The organism is Salmonella sp. SAL04196, assembly GCF_046550835.1.
In the GTDB taxonomy this organism is placed as follows: domain Bacteria; phylum Pseudomonadota; class Gammaproteobacteria; order Enterobacterales; family Enterobacteriaceae; genus Salmonella; species Salmonella enterica.
On record NZ_JBGDXE010000001.1, the window covers coordinates 1,555,155 to 1,567,612 of the forward strand.

12 protein-coding genes are annotated in these 12,458 nt (G+C 52.5%); 7 read left to right on the forward strand and 5 right to left on the reverse strand.

Features of this window, described 5'->3' with window-relative positions:
* The first annotated feature begins 119 nt into the window (after nucleotides 1-119).
* The 7 genes from corC to rihA all read left to right on the forward strand — a co-directional run bounded on the left by corC (nucleotide 120) and on the right by rihA (nucleotide 7,170).
* The gene (gene corC / locus ACLJPE_RS07880; protein WP_001278615.1) at nucleotides 120-998 is read left to right on the forward strand and encodes a CNNM family magnesium/cobalt transport protein CorC; all 879 of its coding nucleotides are present in this window, start codon (nucleotides 120-122) and stop codon (nucleotides 996-998) included.
* 19 nt (nucleotides 999-1,017) lie between these two features.
* Entirely contained in the window at nucleotides 1,018-2,556 is a 1,539-nt protein-coding gene (gene lnt, locus ACLJPE_RS07885) for an apolipoprotein N-acyltransferase (protein ID WP_001749116.1), read from the forward strand.
* Nucleotides 2,557-2,910: 354 nt separating this feature from the next.
* Entirely contained in the window at nucleotides 2,911-3,819 is a 909-nt protein-coding gene (locus tag ACLJPE_RS07890; RefSeq protein ID WP_001518176.1) for an amino acid ABC transporter substrate-binding protein, read from the forward strand.
* Between the two features lie 159 nt (nucleotides 3,820-3,978).
* Nucleotides 3,979-4,719, forward strand: coding sequence for a glutamate/aspartate ABC transporter permease GltJ (gene gltJ, locus ACLJPE_RS07895; RefSeq protein WP_000020930.1), 741 nt, complete (start codon nucleotides 3,979-3,981; stop codon nucleotides 4,717-4,719).
* A complete protein-coding gene (gene gltK, locus ACLJPE_RS07900) occupies nucleotides 4,719-5,393 on the forward strand; it encodes a glutamate/aspartate ABC transporter permease GltK (protein ID WP_000272802.1) in 675 nt (224 codons plus the stop codon). Before gltJ ends, gltK begins: the two co-directional genes overlap by 1 nt.
* The gene (gene gltL / locus ACLJPE_RS07905; protein WP_000631369.1) at nucleotides 5,393-6,118 is read left to right on the forward strand and encodes a glutamate/aspartate ABC transporter ATP-binding protein GltL; all 726 of its coding nucleotides are present in this window, start codon (nucleotides 5,393-5,395) and stop codon (nucleotides 6,116-6,118) included. The genes gltK and gltL overlap by 1 nt, the downstream gene beginning before the upstream one ends.
* A gap of 116 nt (nucleotides 6,119-6,234) precedes the next feature.
* On the forward strand, nucleotides 6,235-7,170 hold the full coding sequence (gene rihA, locus ACLJPE_RS07910; protein WP_023228310.1) for a pyrimidine-specific ribonucleoside hydrolase RihA: 936 nt from the start codon (nucleotides 6,235-6,237) through the stop codon (nucleotides 7,168-7,170).
* Nucleotides 7,171-7,255: 85 nt separating this feature from the next.
* Here rihA and ACLJPE_RS07915 read toward each other — a convergent pair whose 3' ends face one another.
* From ACLJPE_RS07915 to ACLJPE_RS07935, 5 genes are all read right to left on the reverse strand, one after another.
* A complete protein-coding gene (locus tag ACLJPE_RS07915; protein WP_001044886.1) occupies nucleotides 7,256-7,729 on the reverse strand; it encodes a zinc ribbon-containing protein in 474 nt (157 codons plus the stop codon).
* A 92-nt stretch (nucleotides 7,730-7,821) separates the two neighbouring features.
* Nucleotides 7,822-9,750, reverse strand: a complete 1,929-nt coding sequence (locus ACLJPE_RS07920) for a sigma-54 interaction domain-containing protein (RefSeq protein WP_039512963.1) — start codon at nucleotides 9,748-9,750, stop codon at nucleotides 7,822-7,824.
* Nucleotides 9,751-9,817: 67 nt separating this feature from the next.
* Nucleotides 9,818-10,771 carry a 2-keto-3-deoxygluconate permease gene (locus ACLJPE_RS07925; protein WP_000694477.1) on the reverse strand — a complete coding sequence of 318 codons (954 nt, stop codon included), beginning with the start codon at nucleotides 10,769-10,771 and terminating at the stop codon, nucleotides 9,818-9,820.
* Between the two features lie 49 nt (nucleotides 10,772-10,820).
* The gene (locus ACLJPE_RS07930) at nucleotides 10,821-11,993 is read right to left on the reverse strand and encodes a UxaA family hydrolase (protein WP_023232976.1); all 1,173 of its coding nucleotides are present in this window, start codon (nucleotides 11,991-11,993) and stop codon (nucleotides 10,821-10,823) included.
* Nucleotides 11,994-12,009: 16 nt separating this feature from the next.
* Complete coding sequence (locus tag ACLJPE_RS07935) at nucleotides 12,010-12,351, reverse strand: UxaA family hydrolase (RefSeq protein ID WP_001574029.1); 342 nt, start codon at nucleotides 12,349-12,351, stop codon at nucleotides 12,010-12,012.
* Nucleotides 12,352-12,458: the final 107 nt, after the last annotated feature.

Here is a 12,458-nt window from a genome sequence, read left to right on the forward strand (position 1 = left end):
TACATTCATGCCTTTTGTAGGCCTGATAAGCGTAGCGCCATCAGGCAAAACATGCCGTCACAGCTGAGTATACGCATGACGAGCTTTGTATTAACTAACATGAGAACCCATACGACGCCATGAGCGACGACAATTCACACAGTAGTGACACAGTAAACAGTAAAAAGGGATTTTTTTCCCTGCTACTCAGCCAGCTTTTCCACGGGGAACCTAAAAACCGTGATGAGTTGCTGGCGCTGATCCGTGATTCCGGGCAGAACGAGCTTATCGATGAAGATACGCGCGATATGCTCGAAGGCGTAATGGACATCGCCGACCAGCGCGTTCGCGATATTATGATCCCGCGCTCCCAGATGATTACCCTGAAACGCAACCAGACGCTGGACGAATGTCTCGATGTTATCATCGAGTCCGCCCACTCGCGTTTTCCGGTGATCAGCGAAGATAAAGATCACATTGAAGGGATTCTGATGGCCAAAGATTTGCTGCCGTTTATGCGCAGCGATGCCGAAGCCTTCAGCATGGACAAAGTGTTACGCACCGCGGTTGTCGTACCGGAAAGCAAACGGGTTGACCGTATGCTCAAGGAGTTCCGCTCCCAGCGCTACCATATGGCCATCGTTATCGATGAGTTTGGCGGCGTTTCCGGCCTGGTGACTATCGAAGACATCCTCGAACTGATTGTCGGTGAAATTGAAGATGAGTATGACGAAGAAGACGATATCGACTTCCGTCAGCTTAGCCGCCATACCTGGACGATTCGTGCGCTGGCGTCGATTGAAGACTTCAACGACGCTTTCGGCACCCACTTCAGCGATGAAGAGGTCGATACCATCGGCGGGCTGGTGATGCAGGCGTTCGGCCATTTACCGGCCCGCGGCGAAACCATTGACATTGATGGTTACCAGTTCAAAGTGGCGATGGCCGATAGTCGTCGTATTATTCAGGTGCATGTCAGGATCCCGGATGACTCGCCCCAGCCAAAACTGGACGAATAACAGCAATAGTGGACTAAAAATGGCATTTGCCTCGTTAATTGAACGCCAGCGTATTCGCCTGCTGCTGGCGTTATTATTCGGCGCCTGCGGAACACTGGCTTTCTCTCCGTATGACGTCTGGCCCGCAGCGATAGTGTCGCTTATCGGGCTGCAGGCCTTAACGTTTAATCGCCGCCCGCTCCAGTCTGCCGCCATCGGCTATTGCTGGGGACTCGGACTTTTCGGTAGCGGGATTAACTGGGTTTATGTCAGTATCGCGCAGTTTGGCGGCATGCCGGGCCCGGTTAACGTTTTTCTGGTGGTGCTGCTTGCAGCTTATCTCTCGCTGTATACCGGACTGTTTGCCGGGATTTTGTCGCGCCTGTGGCCAAAAACCAACTGGCTGCGCGTCGCTATCGCCGCACCTGCAATATGGCAAATCACCGAATTTTTACGCGGCTGGGTGCTGACCGGCTTCCCCTGGCTGCAATTTGGCTATAGTCAGGTCGACGGCCCGCTAAAAGGCCTGGCGCCGGTAATGGGCGTCGAAGCGATCAACTTCCTGCTGATGATGGTCAGCGGCCTGTTAGCGCTGGCACTGGCGACGCGGAACTGGCGTCCGCTGGCTGTCGCCGTGATTCTGTTTGCTTTGCCCTTTCCGCTACGTTATATCCAGTGGTTTACGCTGGAACCGGCCAAAGCGACCCAGGTATCGCTGGTGCAGGGCGATATCCCGCAGTCGCTGAAGTGGGACGAAAACCAGCTACTGAATACGCTAAAAATTTATCTCAACGAAACTCGCCCAGAGTTAGGCAAATCACAGATTATTATCTGGCCTGAGTCGGCGATTCCGGATCTCGAAATCAATCAGCAGCCCTTCCTTCGTTCGCTGGACGAGATGTTACGCGAAAAAAATAGCACGCTGATCACCGGTATTGTCGATGCGCGTCTCAATAAACAGAATCGATACGACACCTACAATACGATTATTACGTTGGGCAAGGATAATCCATACAGTTATGACTCGCCCAATCGCTACAATAAAAATCACCTTGTACCCTTTGGCGAGTTCGTTCCGCTGGAGTCTATCCTGCGTCCGCTGGCGCCGTTCTTCGATCTGCCCATGTCCTCCTTTAGCCGCGGCCCTTATATCCAGCCGCAGTTACATGCGCACGACTATAAGCTGACGGCGGCAATCTGTTATGAAATTATTCTTGGCGAACAGGTGCGGGATAACTTCCGCCCGGACACCGACTATCTGCTGACGATTTCTAACGACGCCTGGTTTGGTAAGTCCATTGGCCCGTGGCAACATTTCCAGATGGCGCGGATGCGTTCGCTGGAGCTGGCGCGTCCGTTACTGCGCAGTACTAATAACGGTATTACGGCGGTGATTGGCCCGCAGGGCGAAATCCAGGCGATGATTCCGCAGTTCACACGCCAGGTGCTGACCACCCACGTCACGCCAACCACGGGGTTAACTCCCTATGCTCGTACCGGCAACTGGCCGCTATGGGTACTGACCGCGCTGTTTGCTTTTGGCGCGGTAGTGATGAGTCTGCGACAACGACGGAAATAATATCTCCCCAGGCCGGATAGCGCTTCATTTATCCGGCCTGAAAATCCTCCTTTTTCCCCCATTCTGGCACGTCTATTGCTTTGTTAAACATGGCAAACCTGTTCTGGCTGCTTGTGCAACCTGGTCGCACCAAAATCGATCATCGGTAGCACCTGAACGGTGCAATGTAGGATTTTTGCCTCTGAACGGTGCGGCGCACTTCGCAAAAATAAACAATATAGCAGCAAAATATTTACAACAAGCCACACTAAATGTTAACAAACACACATAACACTGCACGCGCAAGTTGCAGGCAATAACAACATCACAATAGCTATCAATGCGTCGACGGCGCAGATGATAAAGGAGTTGGATATGCAATTACGTAAGCTAACCACAGCAATGCTGGTCATGGGACTGTCTGCGGGCCTTGCGCACGCAGAAGATGGCGCGCCTGCCGCTGGTAGCACCCTGGACAAGATCGCTAAAAATGGCGTGATCGTCGTCGGGCATCGCGAATCTTCTGTGCCCTTTTCTTATTACGACAACCAGCAGAAAGTGGTCGGCTATTCCCAGGACTACTCCAACGCCATTGTGGAAGCGGTAAAAAAGAAACTTAACAAGCCGGATCTGCAGGTGAAGCTGATTCCGATCACCTCGCAAAACCGTATTCCGCTGTTGCAAAACGGAACCTTCGATTTTGAATGTGGTTCAACGACTAACAACCTTGAGCGCCAGAAACAGGCCGCCTTCTCCGATACGATTTTCGTCGTCGGGACGCGACTGCTGACTAAAAAAGGCGGCGATATTAAAGATTTCCCGGATCTGAAAGGCAAAGCGGTCGTCGTCACCTCCGGGACGACCTCTGAAATTCTGCTGCATAAGCTTAACGAAGAGCAAAAGATGGGGATGCGTATTATTAGCGCGAAAGACCACGGAGACTCGTTCCGCACCCTGGAAAGCGGTCGCGCCGTCGCCTTTATGATGGATGACGCGCTGCTGGCCGGCGAGCGCGCCAAAGCCAAGAAACCGGATAACTGGGAGATTGTCGGTAAACCGCAGTCCCAGGAAGCCTACGGCTGTATGCTGCGTAAAAACGACCCTGAGTTTAAAAAGCTGATGGACGATACCATCGCCCAGGCGCAAACCTCCGGCGAAGCGGAAAAGTGGTTTGATAAGTGGTTTAAAAATCCAATCCCACCGAAAAACCTGAACATGAATTTTGAGTTGTCTGACGAGATGAAAGCCCTGTTCAAAGCACCGAATGATAAAGCGCTTAACTAACTAAAACTAAATGGGACGGGACTCCTGTCCTCTCGATTGTCGCTCAGCACGGACAGACTATAAGCCTGATGGTCGTTCCCCCTCGGGCCTGAAACCGCAAATCGCCGGGCAACAATCTTCGAGGGTAGCACTGCTACCCTTTTTTTTCGGAGTAGATGTATGTCAATAGACTGGAACTGGGGTATTTTTTTACAGGAAGCCCCCTTCGGCAATACCACCTATCTCGGCTGGCTATGGAGTGGTTTTCAGGTCACCGTAGCCCTTTCGATTACCGCCTGGATTATCGCTTTCCTGGTAGGATCTATTTTCGGCATTTTACGTACCGTTCCCAACCGTTTCCTCTCCGGACTGGGCACATTGTACGTAGAACTGTTCCGTAACGTGCCGCTGATCGTGCAATTCTTCACCTGGTACCTGGTGGTGCCTGAACTGTTGCCGGAAGATCTTGGCATGTGGTTTAAGGCGGAACTCGATCCCAATATTCAGTTTTTCCTCTCCTCAATGATCTGTCTGGGACTGTTTACCGCCGCCCGCGTTTGCGAACAGGTGCGCGCCGCGATTCAGTCTCTGCCTCGCGGGCAGAAGAACGCGGCGCTGGCGATGGGGCTAACGCTGCCGCAGGCTTATCGCTATGTCCTGCTGCCGAATGCCTATCGCGTTATCGTGCCGCCAATGACGTCAGAGATGATGAACCTGGTGAAAAACTCGGCTATTGCCTCAACCATCGGTCTGGTGGATATGGCGGCGCAGGCAGGCAAACTGTTGGATTACTCGGCGCACGCCTGGGAATCCTTCACCGCCATTACGCTGGCCTATGTGCTGATTAACGCCGTTATCATGCTGGTCATGAGCCTGGTTGAACGCAAAGTCCGCCTGCCGGGCAACGTGGGGAGCAAATAATGTACGAATTTGACTGGAGTTCGATTATCCCCTCACTGCCTTACCTGCTGGCCGGGTTGGTCATCACGCTGAAGATCACCGTCACCGCCGTTGTCGTGGGGATAGTCTGGGGAACCATTCTGGCCGTCATGCGCCTCTCAAGCTTTACCCCTATCGCCTGGTTTGCTAAAGCGTATGTTAACGTTTTCCGTTCCATCCCGTTGGTCATGGTCTTGCTGTGGTTCTATCTGATTGTCCCCGGCTTTTTGCAAAACGTGCTGGGACTATCGCCGAAAACCGATATCCGCCTGATCTCCGCGATGGTGGCATTCTCCATGTTTGAAGCGGCCTACTATTCCGAGATTATTCGCGCCGGTATTCAAAGTATTTCCCGCGGGCAGTCCAGCGCCGCGCTGGCGCTGGGGATGACCCACTGGCAATCGATGAAGCTCATTATTCTGCCGCAGGCGTTTCGGGCGATGGTACCGCTGTTGCTTACACAGGGCATCGTGCTATTTCAGGACACCTCTTTAGTTTATGTACTCAGCCTGGCGGACTTCTTCCGCACCGCGTCGACTATCGGCGAGCGTGACGGTACTCAGGTCGAAATGATTCTGTTCGCCGGCGCCGTTTATTTTGTTATCAGCCTGAGCGCGTCGTTGCTGGTCAGCTATTTGAAGAAAAGGACAGTTTAATGATTACCCTGAAAAATGTTTCAAAATGGTATGGTCACTTTCAGGTGCTGACCGATTGTTCAACAGAAGTGAAAAAAGGTGAAGTGGTGGTAGTCTGCGGGCCATCGGGTTCCGGTAAATCCACGCTAATTAAGACCGTCAACGGTCTGGAACCGGTGCAAAAAGGCGAAATTACCGTTAACGGCATTATTGTGAACGACAAAAAAACCGATCTGGCGAAACTGCGTTCCCGCGTGGGCATGGTATTCCAGCACTTCGAGCTATTCCCCCACCTGTCGATCATCGAAAACCTGACGCTGGCGCAGGTGAAAGTGCTGAAACGCGATAAGGCCGCCGCCCGCGATAAAGGCCTGAAGCTGCTGGAGCGCGTTGGCCTGTCTGCGCATGCCAACAAGTTCCCGGCGCAGCTTTCCGGCGGTCAGCAGCAGCGTGTCGCCATCGCCCGTGCGCTGTGCATGGACCCCATTGCCATGTTATTCGATGAACCGACTTCCGCGCTCGATCCGGAAATGATCAACGAGGTGCTGGACGTGATGGTCGAACTGGCGAACGAAGGGATGACCATGATGGTGGTGACGCACGAAATGGGCTTTGCCCGTAAAGTGGCTAACCGGGTGATCTTTATGGATGAAGGTAAAATCGTCGAAGATTCGCCAAAAGAGGAGTTCTTCGCTAACCCCAGTTCCGATCGCGCAAAAGACTTCCTTGCAAAAATCCTGCACTAATCTTCCCGGCGCGCACGTCAGAGTGCGCGCTATCTCACGCTTTACCGCTTCGCTTCTCGAAACGTATCCAGCCGGGCGTTAACCTTGTCACAAAGTACCGCTTACAAGGAGCCACAATGGCACTGCCCATTATTATTGATTGCGATCCGGGTCATGATGACGCGATCGCCCTCGTTCTCGCCCTCGCCTCCCCTGAACTGGAAGTGAAAGCGATCACCTCTTCCGCCGGCAACCAGACGCCGGAGAAGACGCTGCGCAACGTGCTGCGGATGCTGACACTGCTCAAACGCCCGGATATTCCGGTGGCGGGCGGCGCGGTGAAACCTCTCATGCGCGAACTGATTATCGCCGATAACGTTCACGGCGAAAGCGGCCTCGACGGCCCGGCGCTGCCCGAGCCGTCATTCGCCCCGCAAAGCGGCACTGCCGTTGAGCTGATGGCAAAAACACTGCGTGAGAGCTCACAGCCAGTCACCATCGTCTCCACTGGCCCACAGACCAACGTGGCGCTGCTGCTGAATAGCCATCCGGAACTGCATACGAAAATCGCCCGCATTGTGATCATGGGCGGCGCAATGGGATTGGGTAACTGGACGCCCGCTGCGGAATTTAATATTTACGTCGACCCGGAAGCGGCAGAAATTGTCTTCCAGTCAGGCATTCCGGTGGTGATGGCCGGGCTGGACGTCACCCATAAGGCGCAGATTCACGCCGCCGATATCGAACGCTTTCGCGCTATTGGCAACCCGATTTCCACCATCGTTGCCGAACTGCTGGACTTCTTTATGGAGTACCACAAAGACGAAAAATGGGGATTTGTCGGCGCGCCGCTGCATGACCCATGCACCATCGCCTGGCTGCTGAAACCCGAGATTTTCACCACCGTTGAGCGTTGGGTTGGCGTGGAAACCCAAGGGAAATACACCCAGGGGATGACGGTGGTGGATTATTATTTCCTGACGGGGAATAAGCCGAATGCAACGGTGATGGTCGATGTAGACCGCCAGGGATTTGTCGATTTGCTGGCGGAACGGCTGAAGTTTTACGCGTAATATTTGCCGGATGGCAGCTTCGCCATATCCGGCCTACGTGAACGATTTTTGGTAGGCCGGATAAGACGCACCGGCGCTCTTCCTCTCACGGCTCAAACGGTCTTCTCTGAAACTGGTCGTGCCCACACTTCGGGCAGCGCGGCAGCACATCCGGCGTATAAACCGCCAGGTGATAATGACACTTCTCGCACACCAGATTCCCCAATCCCACCACTTCGCCACTGTGATACACGCCGTGGTGATTCAAATCCTGAAACACCTCTCGCCATTCCAGCTGGGTTTTGTCGGTAATGTCCGCCAGTTCCTGCCAGAGACTCTCTTTAATCACCCGCAAGAAGACGCTATCTTCCTGGCTCTCTTCGTAGCTCATGGCGAACTCTTCCAGATCGCGTCTGACAGCGCGCGTCAGTTCGTCCACCTCGGTTCGCGTTAACTCCCCTGTTTGCATCACGCGCTGGCGCGCCTGCTCCACCAGCGCATCAATGTCGCGCTCGCCATTGCGTAAACGCTCGCTTAATGAGGCCACCAGTTCACGGTAATATTGAGCAACCTTGTTCATCACTTCACCTCTTGGATCGTTAACTGTCTATAATAATAGACGTTATTTGCGTTACGCTTTGCAAGGCTGCCCACAGAGTCTGTAAATTCTTGTCAGGCCGACTCACGTATCCAGCGCGTCAGCGAGGAACGATCGACATTTAATCGTTTCGCCACTAACGATTTATTATCCCTTTCCGCCTCTAATAATTTTCTCAAAATACGCAGGCGAATCGTTTTATAATCGCCAGCCAGCATCTGGCAGTCGTGGCAGGTACTTGGCTCGCGTCGGCTCCCCTCTTCCAGATCGTCCAGCAAGAGGCGACCCTCATCCAGCGTTGCCGGGGAGTGATCAATAGAGAGCACCAGCCGTTCGATAATATTGCTTAACTGCCTGACGTTTCCGGGCCAGGCGAAGCGCTGAAGCTCTTGCCACAGCGCCGGGGTTAACGTTAGTGCCGGGCGTTTATAATGCTGGCTGAAACTGGTAAGCAGCGACAGGCCGATGGCTTTGATATCCTCCGGACGTTTGCGTAGCGGGATGGTGGTCACTTTTAATACGTTAAGCCGATAGTAAAGATCTTCGCGAAATGTCCCGTCCGCAATGAGCTTCGTTAATGTCTGATTGGTCGCTGCAATCACGCGAATATCAACAGGTATCATCTGGTCTGAGCCCAGCCGCATAATCTGCCGCTCCTGCAATACCCGTAATAAGCGCGTCTGTAGCGGTTTATCCAGCTCGCTAATCTCATCCAGAAAAATGGTACCGTGGTGCGCTAATTCAAACAGGCCTATTTTGCCTTTCGGCGACGCGCCGGTAAATGCGCCGGCGACATAGCCAAAGAGTTCGCTCTCCAGAATCTGAGGGGCCATCGCGCCGCAGTTAATGGCGACGAACGGGCCGTTGACGCGTTGGCTGGCATTATGAATACTTTGCGCCAGCACCTCTTTTCCCGTCCCGCTTTCGCCATTAATTAAGATAGTCGCGTCCGTACCGGCATAATTTTTAATGATCGCCAGACGACGCAGCATTTCCGGATTTTCGGTAAGCAGATCGTCGAAATGATAGCGGGCGCTCAAGCCGCGGCGAGACAGTTCCTGGCGGCGAACATGATGTTCCGCCCCCTGTAAACTGGAGACGGTTTGCATCGTCAACACCACCCGGCTTAACTGTCTGGCCGCAAATACCGGATACAGATTAACCACCATCGCGCCTTGCGGCGTATCGACGACTTTCGCGCTGACGGTTTTTCCCTCACGTAATGTATGCCGCTCCTGGTGCAATACCTGTTTCAGGAAAGATGCGTCATAAATTTCACCGGAGGCGTTAATTTTAAAAAGTTGGCTCGCATATTTATTGTAATGCAGTAACGCGCCGGTATCATCAAGCGTGATAACAGCTTTATCAAACTGATCGAGAATCAGCTGCAGATGATGGCGCTCCAGTAATTGGCTGCGAAAAGCCAGATATAATGAGCGGGCTTCTTCCAGAGCTTCGGTTATTGAGGCGGGGCTGGAATCAAGTAAACGGAATTGCGAGCCCAGCGGTGAAAAATAATCCTGACAAACGGTATCGCCAACAATGCAATCTAATGGCGTGGACGCTAATTGCCGCTTCAGGCAAGAAATCGTTTCTTTATCATTTCCCTGTAAGGTAAAAATTTTATAGTTAATATTTAACTGTTCCGCTACGCGCGCGCATCCTTTGATCACACTGGAAAAGCCGACAATACCGACAGTGCCTTTTTGTCCTTTAAAAGGGATAAGCGCATCAAGAATGTCGTAGCCGGACATTTTAATTTCGACTACCGGTAATTTACTGTGCTTTTTTAATATTTCCGCACAGCCGCCACGACTAATCAGTACCTGGTGCCCACGGGACTCTAATAAAGGTAGCTCATCCAGGATACGATTAAGCGTCGTTTGATGAATAGTGACGGCGTAATCCAACTGCGCGACCAGCGCCTCGGCAGCCTTTGCCAGTTGAGGGTAAGGAGAGACAAAACAGAGAGGAGATGCGGCTATATCTTTCGTCTTATTCATCACTCACCATCCTGTTGGTTTATGAACGGGCGAGACCGCCCGTCGTGATTTATTTTCCGCCGAAACGCTAACCGCCTGCGGCGGCTGGGTTCAGTTTACGATCGTAGCGTTTTTTTATCCATACGGTCAGGAAGGGGGCGCACAGAGCGGTAATAATCGTCGAGGCCGCCACCTGCGCCGCCGCCGTCGACGCCAGGTCGGTAAAATGCGGATCGAGCAGCGCGATTGCCGCTGGCGTCGCGACGGCGTTGCCAGAGGTAGTGGAGACCGCCGCGCCTGCCACGCCGCTGCCTCCCGTCAGACGATCGGCGAAAATATTAAAAAATCCGCCAATCGCCACCGTCATAAGTCCCAGTAAAATGCCTGAAGAACCTGCCGTGATAAGTCTTGCGAAATCAATACCGTATCCTAACCCAAAGGCAAAAAAGGGAATCGTTACCACGCTGCCCTGTTTAAGAAACTTGCGCATGTCCTCATCCAGATTACCCAAAATCATGCCAATAATAATGGGAATAATAACCGCCACCAGATTCATAAAGGGTATCGACACCATGCCTGCCGACCCTAACGCCAACATGGTGAAAAAGGGACCATCGTTCAACGATATTACCGCAATCGCGCCGCCGTCGGTTTCATCGCCGTACTCCCCCACCAACGCGGCATATAACCCACTGTTCGAGTTGGTCATCGCCGAAATAATCGCTAAAGCCGACAGACCTAATAACCCATCCGGGCCGCAAAATTTTCCGACCAGAATGCCAATAATCACGCCGCTGGCAAATTTCGCAAAGGTGATCGCAGCGCCTTTTTTCAGCGCTTTCGGCGCGGCTTTAAACTGGATATCCGCGCCCATACAGACTAAAAACATGCCTAAAATCGCCATTGCGCCATGCGAAATGGAAGTGACAAAACCGCCTATTTCCAGCGCCTCCGGCGCAAAGGTTTTAAACAATGCGCCGATGATTAGCGGTACAACCATCATACCACCAGGAAAACGTTCCAGTGTTTTTTTAATTTTCATAGCTTATTCCCAGGAGATAACCGGACAGCTTGTGCTGCCCGATTTGGTATCAGAACGTCGGCGCGATCTTATAAATAGAGAATTCGTTATGACCTAAATCTTCTGATTTAGTCGTTTTCCCATTCGCGACGCGTAAAATTTCCTGATAAATTTCCTCGCCCATTTGCGTAATAGAAGCCTCGCCAGACATAATGGCGGACACATCAATATCAATATTGTCCTGCATCATTTCCCACGTTGCTTTATTACCCGTAATTTTTATTACCGGCGCTATTGGGTTACCGGCAGGCGTTCCGCGACCGGTAGTAAAAATAACGATCTGCGCTCCACCCGCCACCATGCCGGAAATAGATTCAATATCCTGCCCCGGGGTATCCATAATCCACAGGCCCGGATGCGTTGGACTATCGGCATATTCCAGTACACCCTGTAGTGGCGCATGACCCGCTTTATGCATACAGCCTAACGATTTTTCTTCAATGGTAGTCAACCCGCCTTTAATATTGCCCGGCGTCGGCTGTCCCCCGCGAATATCCTCGCCCAGCGCTTTTGCTCGCACCTCGCAGCCGACCACTAAATCAATGAGCTGTTGACCAACCTCCGGCGTCACCGCACGTTTCGCCATCACATGCTCGGCGCCAATAAATTCCGTCGTTTCAGAAAGAATTGAGCTTCCACCGCAGCGTATCAGCTTATCCGAGGCGACCCCGCAGGAAGGGTTAGACGCCAGCCCCGATGTCGTATCTGACCCGCCGCACTCCATCGCCAGCAGCAGCTCGCTAACCGGTGCTTGCTGCGGTTTTTGCATGGAGAGTTGTTGCGCATAGTCGCGGGCCAGCGAAATTCCCCTGGCCTGACATTTAAGCGTGCCGCCCTCTTCCTGAATGGTAATGCAGGAGGTCGGTTTGCCAAATGCGGTAATCTCCTCTGCGATGCGTAGCGGCTCCGCGCCTTCACAGCCTAAGCCCACAACCACAATAGCGCCGACGTTGGGATTATTCGCCACATTAATCAATGTTTTTTCCGTCAGACGCGCATCGCCTGCCACCTGGCAGCAGCCAAAATCGTTATTCACCCATGTCGCGCCTTTTACCTGCCGGGCAATATCCTGGGCGACTTTATTCGCACAAACGCTGGTAGGTAAAATCAGTACATAATTACGGATGCCAAAACGGCCGTCAGGGCGGCGGAAACCCAAAAAAGTCTCATTGCTCATAATCATTTTCCCTTGTTTTATATTATTTCCAGTCACCACGTCCGCGTTCGCTTTCCACATTGTGGACGTGCACATAGTCGCCACTTTTTATTTCCTGAGTGGCGCGGCCAATGGATTCGCCATATTTATAAACTTCGCCATGAAAAGGCACATCGCAGATGGCGAATTTGTGGCCAAATGGCACATCCTGATGTAACACAACGCTTATCTCGCGTTCGCCAATGAACATTGTGGCGGTTTCGCCGGCCTTGAGCGCCGTAATAGCCGTCGCGACGCAATCCTGAGGGTGAATCACCACTGCATTTTTTTTCACGATTAACTCCTTTGCTTTAGTCCTGTCTTCCCTAATCAAAAGGCGTGCCATTTTTTAACTGCATGGTTTATATGACTTTATTTTTATGGGCCGATCTGGCGGTGACAGGAACTGCGGTAATTTGCCTCAGTCGTGTCGCATTTTGCGTCACCTCCTCA

Excerpts from the sequence above, each read along its gene's own strand:
- corC (WP_001278615.1), top strand. The coding sequence starts at position 120 with ATGAGCGACGACAATTCACACAGTAGTGACACAGTAAACAGTAAAAAG.
- lnt (WP_001749116.1), top strand. The coding sequence starts at position 1,018 with ATGGCATTTGCCTCGTTAATTGAACGCCAGCGTATTCGCCTGCTGCTG.
- ACLJPE_RS07890 (WP_001518176.1), top strand. The coding sequence starts at position 2,911 with ATGCAATTACGTAAGCTAACCACAGCAATGCTGGTCATGGGACTGTCT.
- gltJ (WP_000020930.1), top strand. The coding sequence starts at position 3,979 with ATGTCAATAGACTGGAACTGGGGTATTTTTTTACAGGAAGCCCCCTTC.
- gltK (WP_000272802.1), top strand. The coding sequence starts at position 4,719 with ATGTACGAATTTGACTGGAGTTCGATTATCCCCTCACTGCCTTACCTG.
- gltL (WP_000631369.1), top strand. The coding sequence starts at position 5,393 with ATGATTACCCTGAAAAATGTTTCAAAATGGTATGGTCACTTTCAGGTG.
- rihA (WP_023228310.1), top strand. The coding sequence starts at position 6,235 with ATGGCACTGCCCATTATTATTGATTGCGATCCGGGTCATGATGACGCG.
- ACLJPE_RS07915 (WP_001044886.1), bottom strand. The coding sequence starts at position 7,729 with ATGAACAAGGTTGCTCAATATTACCGTGAACTGGTGGCCTCATTAAGC.
- ACLJPE_RS07920 (WP_039512963.1), bottom strand. The coding sequence starts at position 9,750 with ATGAATAAGACGAAAGATATAGCCGCATCTCCTCTCTGTTTTGTCTCT.
- ACLJPE_RS07925 (WP_000694477.1), bottom strand. The coding sequence starts at position 10,771 with ATGAAAATTAAAAAAACACTGGAACGTTTTCCTGGTGGTATGATGGTT.
- ACLJPE_RS07930 (WP_023232976.1), bottom strand. The coding sequence starts at position 11,993 with ATGATTATGAGCAATGAGACTTTTTTGGGTTTCCGCCGCCCTGACGGC.
- ACLJPE_RS07935 (WP_001574029.1), bottom strand. The coding sequence starts at position 12,351 with ATGGCACGCCTTTTGATTAGGGAAGACAGGACTAAAGCAAAGGAGTTA.